Genomic DNA, 20,032 nt, shown 5'->3' with positions numbered 1-20,032 from the left:
CAGTGGCAGCCAACGACCGGGCAGCAGCTCCCGGAAAGTCCGGTGGGAGTTCCGGTGCCGATGGCCTGATGCGCGCCTCACTGAGCGCCGTGGCACCCGGCACGGCCCTGCGCGACGGCCTTGAGCGGGTGCTCCGCGGCAACACCGGCGGTCTCATCGTGCTCGGCTTCGACAAGACCGTCGAGGCGATGTGCACGGGCGGATTCGTGCTGGACGTCGAGTTCACGGCGACGCGGCTGCGCGAGCTGTGCAAGCTCGACGGCGGCATCGTGCTCAACTCGGACCTGTCGAAGATCCTGCGGGCGGGCGTGCAGTTCGTCCCCGACGCGACGATCCCGACCGAGGAGACGGGCACCCGGCACCGCACGGCAGACCGGGTCTCCAAGCAGGTCGGCTTCCCCGTCGTCTCCGTCTCCCAGTCCATGCGGCTGATCGCGCTGTACGTCGACGGCCAGCGCCGCGTCCTGGAGGACTCGGCGGCGATCCTGTCCCGAGCGAACCAGGCGCTGGCGACCCTGGAGCGGTACAAGCTCCGCCTGGACGAGGTCGCGGGAACGTTGTCAGCGCTGGAGATCGAGGACCTGGTGACGGTCCGGGACGTCTCGGCCGTCGCCCAGCGCCTGGAGATGGTGCGCCGCATCGCCACCGAAATCGCCGAGTATGTGGTCGAACTGGGCACCGACGGACGGCTCCTGGCCCTCCAGCTGGACGAGCTGATCGCCGGCGTGGAGCCCGAGCGCGAGCTGGTCGTCCGGGACTACGTCCCCGAGCCCACCGCGAAACGCTCCCGCACAGTCGAGGAAGCCCTCTCCGAACTGGACGCGCTCGCCCACGCCGAACTCCTCGAACTCCCCACGGTGGCCCGGGCATTGGGCTACACCGGCTCCCCCGAAGCCCTCGACACCGCGGTATCACCACGCGGCTTCCGCCTCCTGGCAAAGGTCCCCCGCCTCCCGGGCGCCATCATCGACCGCCTCGTAGACCACTTCGGCGGCCTGCAGAAACTCCTCGCCGCGAGCGTGGACGACTTGCAGACGGTGGACGGGGTCGGCGAGGCAAGGGCGCGAAGCGTACGGGAGGGACTGTCGCGGTTGGCGGAGAGCTCGATCCTGGAGCGGTACGTCTAGTCACGCAGTTGCTGCAGCGCCCCTTCAGGGGCGCGGGGAACTGCGCGACCAGCCGCAACGGCCCCGCAGACGCCGAACGGCGAATCGCGGCACCCACGCGGAGCGCAACGCTCAGTCCTTCTCCAGCACAAACGACGTCTGCACCTTCGCAAACCCCGGCGCCGTAGCCTCCACCAAATACGTCCCCGCCCCTGCCGCCCCCACCGAAGGCGTCGCGCACTGCGGAGCACTCCCCCTCCGGTCCCACTCCACGGTGTACGTGATGCTGCTGCCGGCAGGCACCCGGTACAGCAGGCTCCCGGAGGACTTCGGGCAGTCCTCGGACGACCAGAAGTCGTCGTCCTCGCCTGCCTGAGTGATCGTCAACACTGTGCTCTTCGGCCCGAGATCGACCTTGCAGTCGGCCGCGGAGGAGTTCGTCGCGGTCAGTACCAGCGTCGGAGTCTGCCCCGGCCCATACGCGTTGTGCACGCTGCGCAGGCTCAACTTGACCGCTCCGGTGGTGCAGTTGGGCAGCGTCGACCCGGCCGGGAGCGTGTCCCCCGTACCGACACCACCACCGCTACCGACACCACCACCGCTACCGGCACCGCCCTCGGACCCGCCACCCGCGGACCCGTCGCCGCCCCCGCTGTCACCGTTGGCCCCGTCGGAGGTTCCGCCCGTGTCCCCGCCGCCCGAATCCGACCCGGAAGAGGACCCGTTGGAGTCCCCGTCCCCCGTCTCGTCGCGCCCGCCCGGCGCTTGGCTGATCGCGGGTCCGGAGCCGGACGGCCCGGGCGTGATGGTGGACGGCGTGGGACTTGAGTCGCCGTTGGCGCCGTCGGCGCCGTTCTTGCCGCCGCCTCCGCCCATGGTGACGATCCAGGTGATCAGCAAGGCCAACAGGGCGATCACAGACAGCATTACGGCCCTCCGTCGCCAGTAGATGGAGGAGGGAAGCGGCCCGACCGGATTGCGCAGAGATCCCACGGCGCAAACTGTACGAGAGATCGGCGCCGTCGCTGCCTCCACCCGCCGCCCCGCGTCAACTTTTCCAGATCATCATTCCGCCCAACGCCACCGAACAGCAGGGGATGCGGCGCACACCCACGACCGCCGTCACACCGGCGACCCACCGACCGGCCGTGGCCAAAGCAGCCCAAGAGCCGCACGCCGTGGCAGGATCTGAAGGCCATGACTGCGCCCACGATGCCCCAGCCCCCGCACCGCGCCGACACCGCCGCCGACCGTCTTCTCGGCGAGCCCCTGCACTCCCCCGTCATCGCCTGGTTCGACGAGCACGCCCGCGATCTGCCGTGGCGGCGGCCGGAGGCCGGGCCATGGGGGGTGATGGTCAGCGAGTTCATGCTCCAGCAGACCCCGGTCAACCGCGTCCTGCCCGTCTACGAGCAGTGGCTGGCCCGCTGGCCCCGCCCCGCCGACCTGGCGAAGGAGGCTCCCGGCGAGGCCGTCCGCGCCTGGGCCGGCTCGGCTACCCCCGCCGCGCGCTGCGGCTGCACGGCGCCGCTGTCGCCATAGCGGAACGGCACGGCGGTGACGTACCGACGGATCACGCCCAGCTGCTGGCGCTGCCCGGCATCGGCGAGTACACGGCCGCCGCGGTCGCCTCCTTCGCGTACGGCCAGCGGCATGCCGTGCTCGACACCAACGTCCGCCGGGTCTTCGCCCGCGCGGTCACCGGCATCCAGTACCCGCCGAACGCCACCACCGCCGCCGAGCGCAAGCTCGCCCGCGCGCTGCTGCCCGAGGACGAGCGGACCGCCGCCCGCTGGGCTGCCGCCTCCATGGAACTCGGCGCGCTGGTGTGCACCGCCAAGAACGAGACCTGTCACCGCTGCCCCATCGCCGCCCAGTGCGCCTGGCAGCTCGCGGGCAAGCCCGAGCACGAAGGGCCGCCGCGCCGCGGGCAGACGTACGCGGGCACCGACCGCCAGGTACGCGGCAAGCTCCTCGCCGTGTTGCGCGACGCCCACGCGCCGGTCCCGCAGTCCGTCCTCGACCGGGTGTGGCACGAGCCGGTGCAGCGCGCCCGTGCCCTCGACGGCCTCGTCGCGGACGGGTTGGTGGAGCCGCTGGCGGGGGGTCTGTACCGGCTGCCGCTGAGCTGACGTACAGCCGCGTCACAACGCAACACAGGGAAACCTCAGCCCCACCTAACCCCAAATCACCCCATACCAACCCCATCCCACCTGCATGTTTATGTCCGTCCTACCGCTGTTACACAACTGACGGACAGCCGAGCGCTAGCCGCAGGCTGCTTCGCACAGCGCCGTGACAACGCCTCCGTAGCTTCATTTCCGTGCCCGACGGGGCGGCACAGCTACAGAAAAACGGGCATGGAGGCGGTTGATCATGGCGGAGCTTGAGGTGGGCGAGGTGCTCGAGTTCGAGGAGTACGTCCGTACCCGGCAGGACGCGCTGCTGCGCAGCGCCCGCCGCCTGGTCCCGGACCCGGTCGACGCGCAGGATCTGCTCCAGACCGCGCTGGTACGGACGTACGGCCGCTGGGAGGGCATAGCCGACAAGCGGCTGGCGGACGCCTATCTGCGCCGGGTGATGATCAACACACGGACCGAGTGGTGGCGGGCGCGCAAGCTGGAGGAGGTGCCGACCGAGCAGCTCCCGGACGCCTGCGTCGACGACGCCACCGAGCAGCACGCGGACCGTGCCCTGCTGATGGACATCATGAAGGTGCTGGCTCCCAAGCAGCGCAGCGTCGTGGTGCTGCGACACTGGGAGCAGATGTCCACGGAGGAGACGGCCGCCGCCCTCGGCATGTCGGCCGGAACGGTCAAGAGCACGCTGCACCGGGCGCTCGCCCGGCTCCGCGAGGAGCTGGAGCGCCGCGATCTGGACGCACGCGCGCTGGAGCGTGAGGAGCAGGAGCGGTGCGCGGCTTGACCGACGCGGATCCCGAAGCGGGCCAACGGGCCACCGCGGGTCGGGGCACCTTGCAGGCGGCGTTCACGGCGGTGGCTGTGCTCGCCGCCCTCGGCCTTTTCATGTCCGCCTGCGGCACCGGCGGCACCGGCGCCCGTGACGAGGGCCCCGCACACGCCGAGCCGGTGGCGGGCGCGAGCGTGTCACCTCCCGCCTCGCCCTCCGCGACCCCGGACAGCCTGGACGCCGTCCGTATGGTGCAGGACGACCCGACCGTCTCGGCCGGGGTCAAGCGCGAGCTGAAGCCCTGTATCGGCGACGAGTACCCGGTCGACGTGTCGTACGGCGACCTGACCGGAGGCCCCTCGCAGGATGTCGTCGTCAATGTGCTGACCTGCGGAGACGCGGTAGGAGTCGGCTCGTACGTGTATCGCGAGGAGGACGGGCGGTACGAGAATGTGTTCAAGGCCGAGGAACCGCCGGTCTATGCCGAGATAGACCGCGGCGACCTGGTGGTGACCAAGCAGGTGTACGAGAAGGGTGACCCGGTGTCGAGTCCGTCCGCCCAGTATGTGATCACGTACCGCTGGCTGGCGTCGGGCCGCTTCACCGAGGAGGACCGCACACGCAATGACTACAGCAGCGTCGTCGGCGGGGATCCGACCCAGACACCGGAGACCAGCTGAGGCGTGAACCGATCGGGCGGGCCGGGACGATCAACTCAGTGAATCGCCCGCACGATGAACCGCCCCGCACGATGAACCGCTCGCACGATTCCTACGTCAGCACAGTGAACGCACCACGAGACCCATACGAGGACAGAGAGCACCGGGATGGCAGACCAGACCCACGTCTTGTTCGTCGAGGACGACGACGTCATCCGTGAGGCCACGCAGCTCGCCCTGGAGCGTGACGGCTTCGCGGTCACCGCGATGCCCGACGGGCTGGCCGGCCTGGAGGCGTTCCGGGCGAACCGCCCCGACATCGCGCTGCTCGACGTGATGGTCCCGGGCCTGGACGGCGTCAGCCTGTGCCGCCGTATCCGGGACGAGTCGACGGTGCCGGTGATCATGCTGTCCGCGCGGGCGGACTCCATCGACGTCGTGCTGGGTCTGGAAGCCGGCGCGGACGACTATGTGACCAAGCCGTTCGACGGTGCCGTGCTGGTCGCGCGGATCCGGGCGGTGCTGCGCCGCTTCGGGCACGCGGGCGGCGCCGGCCAGCCGGAGGAGCCCGAGTCCTCGTCGGCCGGCGGCATGCTGACCTTCGGTGAGCTGGAGATCGACACCGAGGGCATGGAGGTGCGCAAGGACGGGCAGCCGGTGGCGCTGACGCCCACGGAGATGCGGCTGCTCCTGGAGTTCTCGTCGGCGCCGGGCACGGTCCTGTCGCGGGACAAGCTTCTGGAGCGCGTGTGGGACTACGGCTGGGGCGGTGACACGCGCGTGGTGGACGTCCATGTGCAGCGGCTGCGTACGAAGATCGGCCAGGACCGTATCGAGACGGTTCGCGGCTTCGGCTACAAGTTGAAGGCCTGAGCAGGGGTATGCGGGGGATCTTGGGGCGCCTGCTCCCGGCGCGGTGGGCACGCACGGGTATCCGTACGGGCGTGCGATGGAAGCTGAGCGTGGCGATCGCGTTCGTCGGTGCGCTGGTGGCGATCGCACTGAGCCTGGTCGTGCACAACGCGGCCCGGGTCTCGATGCTGGACAACGCACGTGAGCTGGCCGACGAGCGGATCCAGATCGCCCAGCGCAACTACGAGCTGTCCAAACGGCCGAACTTCCCGAACGTCGAGATCAACGACCCGGACCTGCCGCCCGAGCTGCGGCTGAAGGTCGAGCAGGGCCGCCGGGCCACCTATGTGACCGACGACAAGGGCGGCGTGCCGGACATCTGGGCCGCCGTACCGGTCACGGACGGGCGTGTGCTGTCCCTGCACACCGGGTTCACCGACCGCAGCACCGACATCCTCAACGACCTCGACCAGGCCCTCGTCATAGGCTCCATCGCCGTCGTCCTCGGCGGCAGCGCGCTCGGTGTGCTCATCGGCGGCCAGCTGTCGCGCCGGCTACGCAAGGCGGCGGCCGCGGCGAACCAGGTCGCCAAGGGTGAGACCGACGTCCGGGTGCGGGACGCGATCGGCGGTGTCGTACGGGACGAGACCGACGACCTCGCCAGCGCGGTGGACGCCATGACGGACGCCTTGCAGCTGCGGCTGGAGGCCGAGCGCCGGGTCACCGCCGATATCGCGCACGAGCTGCGCACGCCGGTGACCGGGCTGCTGACCGCGGCCGAGCTGCTGCCGCCGGGCCGGCCGACCGAGCTGGTCCTCGACCGGGCGAAGGCCATGCGCACGCTGGTCGAGGACGTCCTGGAGGTGGCCCGCCTCGACGGTGCCTCGGAGCGGGCCGAGCTGCAGGACATCATGCTGGGCGAGTTCGTCAGCCGGCGGGTGGCGGCGAAGGACCCGGCCATCGAGGTGCGTGTGGTCCATGAGTCGGAGGTCACCACCGACCCGCGGCGCCTGGAGCGCGTGCTGTTCAACCTGCTCGCCAACGCCGCCCGGCACGGCAAGCCGCCCATCGAGGTCACCGTCGAGGGCCGGGTCATCCGGGTCCGCGACCACGGCCCCGGCTTCCCCGAGGAGCTCCTCGCCGAAGGCCCGAGCCGCTTCCGCACCGGCCGCAGCGACCGCTCCGGCCACGGCCACGGTCTCGGCCTGACCATCGCCGCCGGCCAGGCCCGCGTCCTGGGCGCCCGGCTGACCTTCCGCAACATCCGCCCGGCGGGCGCGCCGGAGCACGTGCCGGCGGAGGGCGCGGTGGCCGTGCTGTGGCTGCCGGAGCATGCGCCGACGAGCACGGGCAGCTATCAGATGTTGCCGTAGGCGGCTCAGAACGACTTCGACATGTCCAGCTGCTCACTCCGCTCGGTCAGCGAGTACCAGTTCCCGTTGTCGTCACGGAAGATCGCCTCGATGCCGTAAGGCCGCTCCTGCGGCTCCTGGATGAACTCCACCCCACGTGCCTTGAAGGTCTCGTGGTCCCCGCGGCAGTCGTCGGTCCGGAACGCCCCGGCGCCGATGACCCCCTTGCCGACCAGCGTCTTCAGAGCCTCGGAGGACTCGGGGTCGAGCCCGGGCCCGTCGAGGCTCATCAGCGCCAGCTCCACCTCCGGCTGGTCCTTGGCGCCCACGGTGACCCACCGCATGTCACCCATGGACAGGTCGGTGCGCACCTCGAAACCGAGCTTCTCGGTGAAGAAGGCCTTGGTGCGCTGCTGGTCGAAGGTCCATACGGTGGTGATGCCCAGGCCCTTGATCATGGCTCTGCTCTCCTGTCGGTGTCGGCTCTTGTCCGTCACCGTAGGCAGCTCGCCGGTCAGCCCGCTTCTCCGGAATTGCTGTCCACTCCGGCCGAAGGGCGTCGGAATCCCCCGGCCCAGAACAGTGCGTAACACCCGGGTATCAGCGCGGCCCCCTGCCCCACGTGCTTGCTCCGGTACTCGCTCGGCGTCAGCCCGGTGCGCGCCTTGAACCGGGCCGAGAAGGTGCCGAGGCTGCTGAAGCCGACCAGGTTGCAGATCTCCGTCACCGTCAGATCGGCCGTCCGCAGCATCTCCTCGGCCCGCTCGATCCGGCGGTGCGTCAGATACTGGCCGGGCGTCTCGCCGTACGCCGCCTTGAAAGCCCGTATGAAGTGATAGCGCGAGTACCCGGCATGCGCCGCCACCGCGTCCAGGTCGAGGGACGGCTCGGCCCAGTCGCGGTCCATGGCGTCCTTGGCCAGGCGCAGCGGCCGCATCTTGTCCATGGCCCGATGGTGGCACGCGGCACTGACAACGGCCCCCTGGTCCACACCCCGGAGGCCGCTCACTCACCGCCCGCTCAGACCGCCTCGGTCACCGGCGCCTGCACCGCCGTACCGCCCGCGGAGTCCTCCTTCGGCCCCGCCCCCTTCAGCGGCACCTCCTTCACGAACACCGCCGCGACCAGCGCGATCACGGCCGCCGCGGCTCCCAGCAGGAACGCCGAGTGGGTGCCCGCCGACACCGCGTGCTGGTAGGCCTCACGCGCCGCCTCCGGCAGCTTCGCCAGGCCCGCCGCGTCCACCTGGGCGGACTGCTCGGTCACCTTGGAGCCCAGCGCGCCGGCCCGGTCGGCCATGACGTCATGGACCCGGTTGTTGAACAGCGCGCCCATGATCGCGACGCCGAAGGAGGAACCGAGGGTGCGGAAGAGGGTGGTGGACGAGGACGCGACGCCCATGTCCTTCATCTCCACGCTGTTCTGCGCGACCAGCATGGTGATCTGCATCAGACAGCCCATGCCGAACCCGACCACGGCCATGAACACACCGGACGTGAGCCGCGAGGTCCCCGTGTCCATCGTCGACAGCAGATACAGCCCGACGACCATCAGCGCACTGCCGACGACCGGGAAGACGTAGTACCGCCCGGTGTTGGTGGTCACCCGCCCCGCGACCATCGACGTCACCAGCATCGCGCCGAGCATCGGCAGGAGCAGCAGCCCGGAGTTGGTCGCGGACGCGCCCTGCACGGACTGCTGGTAGAGCGGCAGGAACAGCGTGGCGCCGAACATCACGAATCCGACGATGAAGCCGATCACCGACATCAGCGTGAAGTTCCGGCTGCGGAAGATGTGCAGCGGCAGCACCGGCTCGGCGGCCTTGGTCTGCCAGAACACGAACCCGATGAGCGCGGCGACGCCGATGCCGATCAGCTCCATGATCCGCGCGGAGGTCCAGGCGTACTCCGTGCCGCCCCAGGTGGTGACCAGCACGATCGCGGTGATGCCGACGGTCAGCAGGCCCGCGCCCAGGTAGTCGATCTGCGTCTGCGCCCGCTTCTTCGGCAGATGCAGTACGGCACTGATGGCGAGCAGCGCGACGATGCCCAGCGGCAGATTGATGTAGAAGGCCCAGCGCCAGCCCCAGTGGTCGGTGATGGTGCCGCCGACCAGCGGACCGCCGATCATCGCGAGCGCCATGACGCCGGCCATCATGCCCTGGTACTTGCCGCGCTCGCGGGGCGGTATGAGGTCACCGATGATCGCCATGACGCCGACCATCAGGCCACCGGCACCGAGGCCCTGCACCGCGCGGAAGCCGATCAGCTGTCCCATGTCCTGGGCCATGCCGCTGAGCGCCGAGCCGATCAGGAAGAGCACGATCGAGCTCATGAAGATGCCCTTGCGGCCGTACATGTCACCGAGCTTCCCCCACAACGGGGTGGAGGCCGCGGTCGCCAGGGTGTACGCCGTCACCACCCACGACAGATGCTCGAGCCCGCCCAGCTCACCGACGATCGTCGGCATCGCGGTGCCGATGATCATGTTGTCGAGCATCGCGAGCATCATCGTGATCATCAGCGCGAGCAGCACGACCCGCACGCTCCGGGGCTGACCGCCCGCCTTGTCTGTGACTGTCTCTGTCGCCGCCATCGTTCCCACTCCCCCGGCACCGCTACTTACTTGCCGCCCGGCTAGTTGTCTACACTCGGAAGGTAGAGGCGTAACTAGCCGGTCGTCAAGTAAGTTTTGTGGAAAGCCGAGGAGTACGAGGATGGGCGGCACCATGGACGGCACCAAGCACCGGCGCCGCGGGGACACCCGCCAGCGCATCCAGGACATTGCCCTCGAACTCTTCGCCGAGCAGGGCTACGAAAAGACCTCCCTGCGGGAGATCGCCGAGCGCCTCGATGTCACGAAGGCGGCGCTCTACTACCACTTCAAGACCAAGGAAGAGATCATCGTCAGCCTCTTCGAGGACATGACGAAGCCGATCGAGGGCCTGATCGAGTGGGGCCGGCAGCAGCCGCACACCCTGGAGACGAAGCAGGAGATCGTACGGCGCTACAGCCAGACCCTGTACGAGGCGGCGCCGCTGTTCCAGTTCATGCAGGAGAACCAGGCGACCGTACGGGAACTGAGCATCGGCGAGATGTTCAAGAACCGCATGATGGGCATGCGGGACATCATCATCGACCCGGACGCCGACCTGGTCGACCAGGTCCGCTGCATCAGCGCCCTGTTCACGATGCACGCCGGGATGTTCGTCCTGCGGGACCTCGAAGGCGACCCCGAGGACAAGCGCAAGGCCGTACTCGAGGTCGCGATCGATCTGGTGACACAGGCGCACACGGGTTCCCGCAGGGCTTAGACGCCATCCGCTTTCCGAACGTGATCGTTTAGTTCGGGTGGGTGGGCATGAACTCCGGTTCGTGGCGGGAGAGATGGGCGTGGTTCGTCCGCTCATCTGGCTCGTGGAGGTCGCTGGTGGCGTCGGTGCTCGGTCTGCTGGAGGCCAGGGAGAAGCGGGTCCGGGAGGAGATCACGCGTTTGCGGGAGAAGGCCGAGCGGGTGCAGGCCGCGCTCGGTGAGGCGGAACGCGAGCTTCAGCGGCTGGTGGATGCCCGGGTGACAGTGACCGAGGTGCTGGCCGGGCCGTCTTCGGCGGTCACGGAGCCGACGGAAGGCGCGGTGGCGGGTTCGACGGTGCCCCGGCGGGAGACGGGCATGGCGGCGACAACCCTCGCGCCGGACTACCAGCGGATCTTGTCGGTGCTGGAGTCTGAAGCGGGTCGGGAGGGCATGCGCTGCCAGCAACTGGCCGTCGCGCTGGGGCTGGAGGCCATCCCGGCGAAGGTCGAGGGACTGCGTTCGAAGGCGAAACGCCTGGTGGAGCGAGGGTGGGCACTCCAGGTGCGGCCGGGCGTGTTCACCGCTCTCGCGGTGTCGGCCGTCTGAAGCCGGCCGGGCGGCGTCCGGCCAGGCGACCGCTCATGAGCATGGTCATCGACCACAGCACCATGGCTTCGTGCATGGCCGGCAGTGTTTCGTAGTCGCGCACCAGGCGCCGCGAGCGCATCAGCCAGCTGAGCGTCCTTTCCACCACCCACCTGCGCGGCAGCACCACGAACCCCGCTGTGTCATCGGTGCGTCTGACGATCTGAAGGGTGAGCCGGGGCTTCTCGCGGGCCCAGTCGACGAGCCGGCCGGCATAGCCGCCGTCCGCCCACACCAGCCGGATGGAGAAGTGCTGCCGTCGCAGCCGCTGAAGCAGCGGGACGGCGGCGTCGCGGTCCTGGACGCTTGCCGCGGTCACCGCGACGGCCAGGACCAGGCCGAGGCAGTCCACCACCAGGTGCCGTTTGCGGCCGCCCACCTTCTTGCCGCCGTCCCAGCCGGAAGTCGAGCGCGGGATGTTCACCGCCGCCCGCACCGACTGGGAGTCCACGATCGCGGCCGTCGGGTCCGGAAAGCGGCCTTCCTTCTCCCGGACACGGTCGCGCAGTCGGTCGTGGAGTTCAGCGAGCAGCCCCGTGACCTGCCAGCGGCGGGCGAAGGCATGCACGCGTCGATACGGCGGGAAGTCCGCGGGCAGGTTGACCCACTTCACGCCGTTGTCCACGACATAGCGCACCGCGTCGAGCATCACGCGGTGGCAATAGCCCTCCGGCCGTCCGCCCCGCCCCTCCAGCCAGGCCGGAACCGGAAGCAACGGCCGCATAACCCGCCACTCCGCCTCCGTCATGTCGGAGCCATAATTCGAGGTGCGGTCCGGCCCGTCCGCCGCGTTGCCGAACCTGTGCGCGAGGCAGTCACACGACGGTGGCAGCGAGTTGGACTCCACGCACGCGGACGCGAAAGACTGCGGCAACAGGGCCTCCTGGTACTCGGTTGGGATCGCACCCCCGAACTACCAAGAGGCCCTGCTGCCATGCGTCGGCCCTCACGCGATCACCCGATCAGGAACCCTGTTCGACCAGCCCAGCCCCGTGATCGATAAGCGGATGACGTCTTAGACCAGCTCAGGCCTGCTTGACCTGCTCAGACCTGCTCAGACCTGCTTGGACCTGCTTGACCTGCTCAGACCGCCAGGCCCTTGGCGCGCAGGAAGGCGACCGGGTCGATGGCGGAGCCGTAGTTCGCGGTCGTACGGATCTCGAAGTGCAGGTGCGGGCCGCTGGAGTTGCCGGTGTTGCCGGACAGGGCTATCCGCTGGCCGGTCTTCACGATCTGGCCGGCCTTCACCTTGATCTTCGAGAGGTGGGCGTACTGGGAGTAGGTCCCGTTGCCGTGCTTGATGACGATGGCGTTGCCGTAGGCGGGACCGTCACCGGCGCCGTTGCCGCCGGCCTTGACGACCGTGCCGCCATGCGCGGCCTTGACGACGGTGCCGCTGGAGACGGCGAAGTCCTGCCCGCTGTGGGTGGACTGCCACATGGCGCCGTTCGCCGCGAAGCTCGCGGACTTGGTGTACTTCGCGACCGGCTTGACCCAGGACGTGGCCTTCTTCGCGGCGGCGGTGGGCGCGGCCTTGGCGACCGTGCCCTGCGCGGCGGTCGCGACTCCGGCCCCCAGCACGACCGAGGCACCGACGGCGGCAGCCATGACGGCCCCACGGGTGCGGAGCAGGGACGTACGGGAAGAGCGGGCGGAGACGCGCTGGAACATCAGAACCTCACGGGGGAAGGGGACAGAAAACCACCCGGCGCACAGGCAGTCGCCGGATGGGACACCCCTTGGTACCCCCACCCCCCAGAGACTCCCAAACCCCCGATCTACGACGGAAACTAGTACTTCACCGCAAAACTTCCCGGTTCTTGACAGAGCAACCATCAAGCGCAAATCCACCCATGAGGGCAGAACTCCGCCACCCCTCCGCACCAATAGTCCCTTTTGCCCAACCGAGGGTTTCCACTATTCCCTCTAGTACCGGGCAAATCGCCTGTGCGGCTTGTCACCGAGCGGCCACTCGCGGTGTGACCCGCATCTCGCCTGGAGTTACCGTCAAGTAACCATCTGGTTCCCCTCGCGCCACCCCCGCAGACGAGCATGCCCCCGACAACCGGCAGCGCACGTGTGACGTGAGAGGACCCCCACTCCCATGAGCAGAGGCACCTGGAAGCGCCGTATCGGCATGACCGCCGTCGCCACCGTCGCCGTCACGGCGATGGCCGTCCCCGCCGGCGCCCAGGCCGCGACGGCCACGAGCACGTCCGTCAGCGCCGCCGCGGCCGAGGACGTCGACTACGCGACCTGGCAGCAGGACTGCCAGGCGGTGATGGACCAGGCGATGCCGTACGTGAAGCAGCGCATCGCCGCCACCAAGCCGGGCGAGAAGCAGGCGATCGTCTTCGACATCGACAACACCACCCTGGAGACGGACTTCGGCTTCAGCTACCCGCAGCCGGCCAACCAGCCGGTCCTGGAGGTTGCCGAGTACGCCCAGGCCCACGGCGTCGACCTCTTCTTCGTGACCGCCCGCCCCGGCATCATCTACGCGCCCACCGAGTACAACCTCAAGCACGAGGGCTACGACGTCTCCGGCCTCTACGTCCGCAACTTCTTCGACCTCTTCAAGAACGTCGCCGCCTACAAGACCGCCCAGCGCGTCGACATCGAGAACAAGGGCTACACGATCATCGCGAACATCGGCAACAACGCCACCGACCTCTCGGGCGGCCACGCCGAGAAGACGTACAAGCTGCCGGACTACGACGGCCAGCTGTCGTAGGAGCGCGGGATTCAGGGGCCGGTGCCGTGTGTGCACCGGCCCCTTCGCCAGGTGTGACCGAGTTGCTGACGAAGCCTCATGCGATGCGCCAAAGCACAGTAAAATCTTGGTGGTTGCAAAGACTTCCAGGTGTACGGACGCGCACTCCACGGGGGACACATGGACGGTCACGCCGTCGACGGCATCGATCTCGCTGATGCCATCGCCTCTGTCCGCGACCAGCTCATCGAGGCGGCCACCCGCGCCACGGGGCAGCCGGTCTCCTTCGAAGTGGGCTCCATCGACATGGAGTTCACCGTGGAGCTGCGCAAGGAGACCAAGGGCGGTGGCAAGGTCCGGGCCTGGGTCGCGGAGGCCGGCGCCGACACCGCACGCAGCACGGGCCGTACGCATCGCATCGCCTTCACCCTCACCCCGCGCGACTCCCGGACGAGCGCGCCCTGGCAGGTCGGCAACGACGACCGGGGCAGCACGGCGGGCTTCGGCAACGGTGACCGGGAAGGTGACACGGGCTTCGGCCAGGACGACCGCCGAAGTGACGCGGGCCCCGGCAACACCGTCCCGTTCCCATTCCCCGCGCCGCCCGCCCGATGACCCCCGGGGACTCCCCCGCGAGCCGCGCCGTCGTGGTGCTCGGCGACCGGCAGGGGAGCGGGGTCGCGCTCAACGGGCGTCTGGTGCTGACCTGCGCCCATGTCCTCGGCGACATCGCGAAGGCGAGGCCGGAGGTCGCCCACCCCCGGCGCAGCGGACGTACGCCCGCCGAGGTCGTCTGGTCCGACCCCGAGCAGGACGCCGCGCTGCTCCTCACCGCCGACGAACTGCCCTGCTCGACCCACGTCCGGGTCGGCCACCTCACCGCCGAACAGGCGCTGCCGGACTGCGAGATCATCGGCTACCCGGACATCCAGCGGTACGCCGGACGGCATCTGGCCACCGACCAGTTCACCGGCAGCGTCCTGCCCGCCGCCGCCCACCCGCGCTCGGTGCTGACCTTCTCCTTCGACCACGCCCCGGCGACCGAGCCGCCCGCGCCGGGCCCCAGCCCGCTGGCCGGGCTGTCCGGCGCCCCCGTCTTCGCGGGCGACGTCCTGCTGGGCATCGTCACCTCGATCCCGCGCGGCCGGGGCCACTTACGCGCCGAGGGCGTCCCGATAGGAAACCTGACGGGAGTGCCGTACGACATCCCGGACACCGAGCCGATCACGCGCCACCATCCCCAGGACAGCGCGTACGAGCGCGATTACGCGCGGGCCGTCGGGATAGCGTTCCGGCGGATGCGGATCTTCGGGTTGGACGATCTCACGCGCCGCGAGACCGAATGGGACCTGAACACCGCCTATCTGAGCCTGGAGGCGGTTCCGCGGATCTCCGAGGCGGCCGCGCGGAACCTGGACACGGCCACGACGCGGCAGCCCTTCTCCACGACCGGGCGCACTCCGCAGCGCATCGACACCCTGCTGTCGGTCCGTCCGCGCGTGCTGCTGCGCGGTGAGGCGGGCGCGGGCAAGACGACGCTGGTGTGGTGGCTGGCCGCGCACACCGCCGCCGGCACTCTGGGTTCCACCCTGGCGGGGCTCAACGGCCTGGTCCCGTTCGTCGTCCCGCTGCGCACCCTGCACTCCCACAACGGCGCCTTCCCCTCGCCCGCCGGGCTGCCGCACGCCGCCCGGCTGCTGGTCGACGATCCGCCCGAGGGCTGGGCGGGCCGGGTGCTGGAGGCGGGGCGCGCGCTGCTGCTGGTGGACGGCCTCGACGAGGTTCCGCAGGCGGACCGGGAGGAGGCGCACCGTTGGCTGTGCGCGCTGCTCGCGCGCTACCCGCGCACTCGCTGTGTGGCGACCGTACGCCCCCTGGCGGTGGAGCCGGACTGGCTGGAGGAGGAGCGGTTCGAGGAGCTGCGGCTGCTGCCGATGCGGGACGAGGACATCCAGACCTTCATCTCGTCCTGGCATCGCGCAGCCCGCCTGGAGGACGACGACCACAGACTGCTCGAGGAGCTGGAACAGGACCTCTCCCAGCAGTTCCGGCACAACCCCGCACTCAGCGACCTGGCCCGCACCCCGCTGCTGTGCGCGGTGATCTGCGCGCTGCACCGCCGGCATCAGGGCTTCCTGCCGGAGACCCGGTTCCGGCTCTACGAGGCGGCCCTGGAGATGCTCCTCGGCCACCGCGACCGGCGGCGCCGGGTGGACGCCCCGGACGGCATCACCCTGACCGTCGAGGAGCACCACCAGATCCTCCAGCGCATCGCGGTCTGGCTGGTGCGCGGGGGCCAGTCCGAGTTCACCCGCGGCCAGGCCCGGCCGCAGCTGGCGGCGGCGCTGGCCGGCATGGAACGGGCCCGCGGCCAGGGCACCCCCGAGGCCATCCTCACCCACCTGCTCAACCGCTCCGGCCTGCTCCAGGAACGCGGCGACGACTCCTACCAGTTCATCCACCGCACCTTCCAGGACTTCCTCGCCGCCAAGGAACTCGTGGAGAGCGAATCGCTGCGGGAACTGTGCCGCAACGCCGACGACACGCTGTGGCAGGACGTCATCCTGCTGGCCGCCGGCCACTGCCGACGGGAGATCGGCGAGCTGCTGACGGGCCTCCTCGCCCGCGCCGACGCCCCCGGCGTCCCCAAGCCGCTGCGCAACCAGCTGTCCGTGCTGACCGCCCTGTGCGCCCAGCACGCCGCCTGGCTCGACACCCGCCTCCAGGAGCGGGTACGCGCACGGATCGCCGCCCTCATGGGGTCCCTCACCCCGGACGACGTCTCGCAGGTCGCGCGGCTCGGGCCGTACGTCCTTCAGTTCCTGCCCGACCCCAAGGAGCTGGGCCCGGCCCGGAGCCGGGCGGTCGCCGACCTGGTCGGCAGAGTCGGCGGCGCGGAGGCGATCCCGTACGCGCGACGACTGGTGAGCACTCCGGGGCTGCCGGGCATCGTGCAGGTGCGGCTGATGCACGCGTGGAACAACTTCCCCGCCGCCGAGTACGCCCGCTCGGTACTCAGCCGGATACTGCCCAGCCGCGCACTGCCGGTGAGCACCCGCGAACAGCTGGACCTGGTGCACGAGCTGCCGACAGCCGGGCGGCTCGCCCTGAGCGGCCCCTTCACCTCCCGCGAACTCACCGACGCCCGGCTGCCGCCCCTGCGCCAGCTGCGCCTCGAACGGCTGCCCGCCCTCAAGGACCTGGACTTCCTGCGCTCGCACGGCCGGCAACTGCATCAGCTCAGCGCGACCGAGCACGCCTCGGCCCTGAAGAACATCTCGGCCGTCGCCGAACTGCCCGCGCTCACCAATCTGTCCCTGCGCGTGCCGTTGCAGCCCGAGGATCTGGGGAAGCTGGCGGAGATTCCCGCGCTCACCTCGCTGACCCTGTCCACACCCCAACTCACCTCGGTGACGTCCCTGCCCGTGCATCGGGGGGTCGAGCGACTGGCGCTGACCGCGCAGCGCCTGGTGGACACGCGGGGGCTCGATGCGTGGGAGGCGCTCACCTCCGTCGTACTGCCCCTGCCGCTGAACCCCACGGAGTTCTGGGAGTTCGTCCGTGATTCCGGGCGGATCCGCGAGGTCGACACGACCGTCCGGACCTTCGCCGAGCTCCGGCAGTTCGGCGCCATGCCAGGGGTACGGTCGCTGCAGCTGTGGCAGCTGACGGAGCTTCGGGGTGTGGAGGTACTGGCGGAGGTGTTTCCCTCACTCGGCGCGCTCAACCTGGTGTGTGCGCGGGGGCATCGGCTGAACGCGGACGATCCGGGACTGGCCCGGCTCCGGGCAAGCCTGCCGCGCCTGACGGTGGGGCTGGCCTGAACGCAGTGGGCCTGGCAGTCGGCTTGAACGCCGCGAAGGAGCCCGAGCACCACAAAGGTGCTCGGACAGCAGGAAGGGGCCGGTGCCTTCACGGCACCGGCCCCTTCGCTGTGAGGCTTACGCTTCCTTGCTCAGATTCGGCCCGGCCCCACCGGCCGCCTGCTCGATCGGCGGAACGTCCGGCAGCGCCGACTTCTCCTCACCCCTGAAGGTGAAGGTCTTGGCCTCGCCCTCGCCCTCCGTGTCCACGACCACGATGTGGCCGGGGCGCAGCTCGCCGAAGAGGATCTTCTCGGAGAGGGAGTCCTCGATCTCGCGCTGGATCGTCCGGCGCAGCGGCCGGGCACCCATCACGGGGTCGTAACCCTTCTTCGCGAGCAACTCCTTGGCGGACTGGGCAAGCTCGATGCCCATGTCCCGGTCCTTGAGGCGCTCGTCCACCTTGCTGATCATCAGGTCGACGATCGCGAGGATGTCGTCCTGGGTCAGCTGCGGGAAGACGACCACGTCGTCGACGCGGTTGAGGAACTCGGGCCGGAAGTGCTGCTTGAGCTCGTCCGAGACCTTGTTCTTCATGCGCTCGTAGTTGGTCTTCTTGTCGCCCGAGGCCGCGAAGCCCAGGTTGAAGCCCTTGGAGATGTCCCGGGTGCCGAGGTTGGTCGTCATGATGATGACCGTGTTCTTGAAGTCCACGACCCGGCCCTGGGAGTCGGTCAGGCGACCGTCCTCCAGGATCTGCAGCAGCGAGTTGAAGATGTCCGGGTGAGCCTTTTCGACCTCGTCGAAGAGGACCACCGAGAACGGCTTGCGGCGGACCTTCTCGGTCAGCTGGCCGCCCTCTTCGTAGCCCACGTATCCGGGGGGCGAGCCGAAGAGACGCGACACCGTGTGCTTCTCGCTGAACTCCGACATGTCGAGGGAGATCAGCGCGTCCTCGTCACCGAAGAGGAACTCGGCCAGGGCCTTGGACAGCTCCGTCTTACCGACACCGGACGGACCCGCGAAGATGAACGAACCACCCGGGCGCTTCGGGTCCTTCAGACCGGCACGCGTACGGCGGATCGCCTTCGACAGCGCCTTGACGGCGTCGGTCTGGCCGATGACCCGCTTGTGCAGCTCCTCCTCCATGCGGAGCAGGCGGCTGGACTCCTCCTCGGTCAGCTTGAAGACCGGGATGCCGGTGGCGGTCGCGAGGACCTCGGCGATCAGCTCGCCGTCGACCTCGGCGACGACGTCCATGTCGCCGGCCTTCCACTCCTTCTCCCGCTTGGCCTTGGCGGCCAGGAGCTGCTTCTCCTTGTCGCGGAGGGAGGCGGCCTTCTCGAAGTCCTGCGAGTCGATCGCGGACTCCTTGTCGCGGCGGACACCGGCGATCTTCTCGTCGAACTCGCGCAGGTCCGGCGGCGCGGTCATCCGGCGGATGCGCATCCGGGAACCGGCCTCGTCGATCAGGTCGATCGCCTTGTCCGGCAGGAAGCGGTCCGAGATGTACCGGTCGGCCAGGGTGGCGGCCTGCACCAGCGCCTCGTCGGTGATCGAGACGCGGTGGTGCGCCTCGTACCGGTCGCGCAGACCCTTGAGGATCTCGATCGTGTGCGGGAGGGACGGCTCGGCGACCTGGATGGGCTGGAAGCGGCGCTCCAGGGCCGCGTCCTTCTCCAGGTGCTTGCGGTACTCGTCCAGCGTGGTCGCGCCGATGGTCTGCAGCTCACCACGGGCCAGCATCGGCTTCAGGATGGAAGCCGCGTCGATGGCGCCCTCGGCGGCACCCGCACCGACCAGCGTGTGCAGCTCGTCGATGAACAGGATGATGTCGCCGCGGGTGCGGATCTCCTTGAGCACCTTCTTCAGGCGCTCCTCGAAGTCACCGCGGTAGCGGGAGCCGGCGACCAGCGCGCCGAGGTCCAGGGTGTAGAGGTGCTTGTCCTTGAGGGTCTCGGGCACCTCGCCCTTGACGATGGCCTGGGCGAGGCCCTCGACGACGGCCGTCTTGCCGACGCCGGGCTCACCGATCAGGACCGGGTTGTTCTTGGTACGGCGGGACAGCACCTGCATGACCCGCTCGATCTCCTTCTCGCGCCCGATGACCGGGTCGAGCTTGGACTCACGAGCGGCCTGGGTGAGGTTCCGGCCGAACTGGTCGAGCACCAGGGACGTCGAGGGGGTGCCCTCGGCAGGCCCGCCGGCGGTGGCGGTCTCCTTGCCCTGGTAACCGGAGAGCAGCTGGATCACCTGCTGCCGCACTCGGTTGAGATCAGCGCCCAGCTTGACCAGGACCTGGGCGGCGACGCCCTCGCCCTCGCGGATCAGGCCGAGCAGGATGTGCTCCGTGCCGATGTAGTTGTGGCCCAGCTGAAGGGCCTCGCGGAGCGACAGCTCCAGGACCTTCTTGGCACGGGGAGTGAAGGGGATGTGGCCGGACGGGGCCTGCTGGCCCTGACCGATGATCTCCTCCACCTGCTGACGGACCGCCTCAAGCGAAATGCCGAGGCTCTCCAGGGCCTTTGCGGCGACACCCTCACCCTCGTGGATCAGGCCCAGGAGGATGTGCTCGGTGCCGATGTAGTTGTGGTTGAGCATCCGGGCTTCTTCCTGAGCCAGGACGACAACCCGCCGCGCGCGGTCGGTGAACCTCTCGAACATCGTTAATCGCTCCTCAGAGCGGTCAGGCAGTGGG

Annotated in this window: 16 protein-coding genes and 2 pseudogenes; 11 read left to right on the top strand and 7 right to left on the bottom strand. The window is 69.5% G+C overall.

Annotated features, from left to right (window positions below):
• The first annotated feature begins 2 nt into the window (after nt 1-2).
• Nucleotides 3-1,127 (top strand): DNA integrity scanning diadenylate cyclase DisA, encoded by a 1,125-nt coding sequence (gene disA / locus QQY66_RS28075; RefSeq protein ID WP_301983054.1) that lies wholly within the window; start codon nt 3-5, stop codon nt 1,125-1,127.
• A 111-nt stretch (nt 1,128-1,238) separates the two neighbouring features.
• Here the strand turns inward: disA and QQY66_RS28070 are convergent, their stop codons facing one another.
• Nucleotides 1,239-2,099, bottom strand: coding sequence for a hypothetical protein (locus QQY66_RS28070; protein ID WP_301983053.1), 861 nt, complete (start codon nt 2,097-2,099; stop codon nt 1,239-1,241).
• A 204-nt stretch (nt 2,100-2,303) separates the two neighbouring features.
• Here QQY66_RS28070 and QQY66_RS28065 point away from each other — a divergent pair.
• The 5 genes and pseudogenes from QQY66_RS28065 to cseC all read left to right on the top strand — a co-directional run bounded on the left by QQY66_RS28065 (nt 2,304) and on the right by cseC (nt 6,900).
• A pseudogene (locus QQY66_RS28065) lies at nt 2,304-3,238 on the top strand (A/G-specific adenine glycosylase).
• A 244-nt stretch (nt 3,239-3,482) separates the two neighbouring features.
• The gene (locus QQY66_RS28060; RefSeq protein WP_301983052.1) at nt 3,483-4,031 is read left to right on the top strand and encodes a SigE family RNA polymerase sigma factor; all 549 of its coding nucleotides are present in this window, start codon (nt 3,483-3,485) and stop codon (nt 4,029-4,031) included.
• Nucleotides 4,032-4,132: 101 nt separating this feature from the next.
• Nucleotides 4,133-4,696 carry a hypothetical protein gene (locus QQY66_RS28055; RefSeq protein ID WP_301987520.1) on the top strand — a complete coding sequence of 188 codons (564 nt, stop codon included), beginning with the start codon at nt 4,133-4,135 and terminating at the stop codon, nt 4,694-4,696.
• A gap of 147 nt (nt 4,697-4,843) precedes the next feature.
• Nucleotides 4,844-5,548 carry a two-component system response regulator CseB gene (gene cseB, locus QQY66_RS28050; protein WP_301983051.1) on the top strand — a complete coding sequence of 235 codons (705 nt, stop codon included), beginning with the start codon at nt 4,844-4,846 and terminating at the stop codon, nt 5,546-5,548.
• 8 nt (nt 5,549-5,556) lie between these two features.
• Nucleotides 5,557-6,900, top strand: coding sequence for a two-component system sensor histidine kinase CseC (cseC, locus tag QQY66_RS28045; RefSeq protein ID WP_301983050.1), 1,344 nt, complete (start codon nt 5,557-5,559; stop codon nt 6,898-6,900).
• 5 nt (nt 6,901-6,905) lie between these two features.
• Here cseC and QQY66_RS28040 read toward each other — a convergent pair whose 3' ends face one another.
• The 3 genes from QQY66_RS28040 to QQY66_RS28030 form a co-directional block, all read right to left on the bottom strand.
• A complete protein-coding gene (locus tag QQY66_RS28040; protein WP_301983049.1) occupies nt 6,906-7,337 on the bottom strand; it encodes a VOC family protein in 432 nt (143 codons plus the stop codon).
• Between the two features lie 56 nt (nt 7,338-7,393).
• Complete coding sequence (locus tag QQY66_RS28035) at nt 7,394-7,816, bottom strand: helix-turn-helix transcriptional regulator (RefSeq protein ID WP_301987519.1); 423 nt, start codon at nt 7,814-7,816, stop codon at nt 7,394-7,396.
• Between the two features lie 83 nt (nt 7,817-7,899).
• The gene (locus QQY66_RS28030) at nt 7,900-9,474 is read right to left on the bottom strand and encodes an MDR family MFS transporter (protein WP_301983048.1); all 1,575 of its coding nucleotides are present in this window, start codon (nt 9,472-9,474) and stop codon (nt 7,900-7,902) included.
• 121 nt (nt 9,475-9,595) lie between these two features.
• Between QQY66_RS28030 and QQY66_RS28025 the strand changes: the two genes are divergently transcribed.
• Together QQY66_RS28025 and QQY66_RS28020 are read left to right on the top strand one after the other, a co-directional pair.
• Nucleotides 9,596-10,192, top strand: a complete 597-nt coding sequence (locus tag QQY66_RS28025) for a TetR/AcrR family transcriptional regulator (RefSeq protein ID WP_301983047.1) — start codon at nt 9,596-9,598, stop codon at nt 10,190-10,192.
• A gap of 116 nt (nt 10,193-10,308) precedes the next feature.
• Complete coding sequence (locus QQY66_RS28020) at nt 10,309-10,779, top strand: hypothetical protein (protein ID WP_301977011.1); 471 nt, start codon at nt 10,309-10,311, stop codon at nt 10,777-10,779.
• On the opposite strand, the gene QQY66_RS28015 is transcribed toward QQY66_RS28020, so the two are convergent.
• Both QQY66_RS28015 and QQY66_RS28010 read right to left on the bottom strand, forming a co-directional pair.
• The gene (locus tag QQY66_RS28015; protein WP_301983046.1) at nt 10,751-11,566 is read right to left on the bottom strand and encodes an IS5 family transposase; all 816 of its coding nucleotides are present in this window, start codon (nt 11,564-11,566) and stop codon (nt 10,751-10,753) included. The genes QQY66_RS28020 and QQY66_RS28015 overlap by 29 nt on opposite strands.
• A 335-nt stretch (nt 11,567-11,901) precedes the next feature.
• Nucleotides 11,902-12,489: a M23 family metallopeptidase gene (locus QQY66_RS28010; RefSeq protein ID WP_301983045.1), complete on the bottom strand. Its 588-nt coding sequence runs from the start codon at nt 12,487-12,489 to the stop codon at nt 11,902-11,904.
• A 433-nt stretch (nt 12,490-12,922) separates the two neighbouring features.
• On the opposite strand from QQY66_RS28010, the gene QQY66_RS28005 reads away from it, so the two are divergent.
• The 3 genes and pseudogenes from QQY66_RS28005 to QQY66_RS27995 all read left to right on the top strand — a co-directional run bounded on the left by QQY66_RS28005 (nt 12,923) and on the right by QQY66_RS27995 (nt 17,355).
• A complete protein-coding gene (locus tag QQY66_RS28005; protein WP_301983044.1) occupies nt 12,923-13,552 on the top strand; it encodes an HAD family acid phosphatase in 630 nt (209 codons plus the stop codon).
• Nucleotides 13,553-13,711: 159 nt separating this feature from the next.
• Nucleotides 13,712-14,044 (top strand): annotated as a pseudogene (locus QQY66_RS28000) (trypco2 family protein); the annotation flags it as partial.
• 98 nt (nt 14,045-14,142) lie between these two features.
• Entirely contained in the window at nt 14,143-17,355 is a 3,213-nt protein-coding gene (locus QQY66_RS27995; RefSeq protein WP_301983043.1) for a serine protease, read from the top strand.
• Nucleotides 17,356-17,472: 117 nt separating this feature from the next.
• On the opposite strand, the gene QQY66_RS27990 is transcribed toward QQY66_RS27995, so the two are convergent.
• On the bottom strand, nt 17,473-19,998 hold the full coding sequence (locus QQY66_RS27990) for an ATP-dependent Clp protease ATP-binding subunit (RefSeq protein WP_301983042.1): 2,526 nt from the start codon (nt 19,996-19,998) through the stop codon (nt 17,473-17,475).
• Nucleotides 19,999-20,032 lie beyond the last annotated feature (34 nt).

It is taken from the genome of Streptomyces sp. DG2A-72, from assembly GCF_030499575.1.
Lineage (GTDB): Bacteria > Actinomycetota > Actinomycetes > Streptomycetales > Streptomycetaceae > Streptomyces.
The sequence above is the reverse complement of the archived record's forward strand: the minus strand, read 5'-3'. Positions and strand labels throughout refer to the sequence as shown.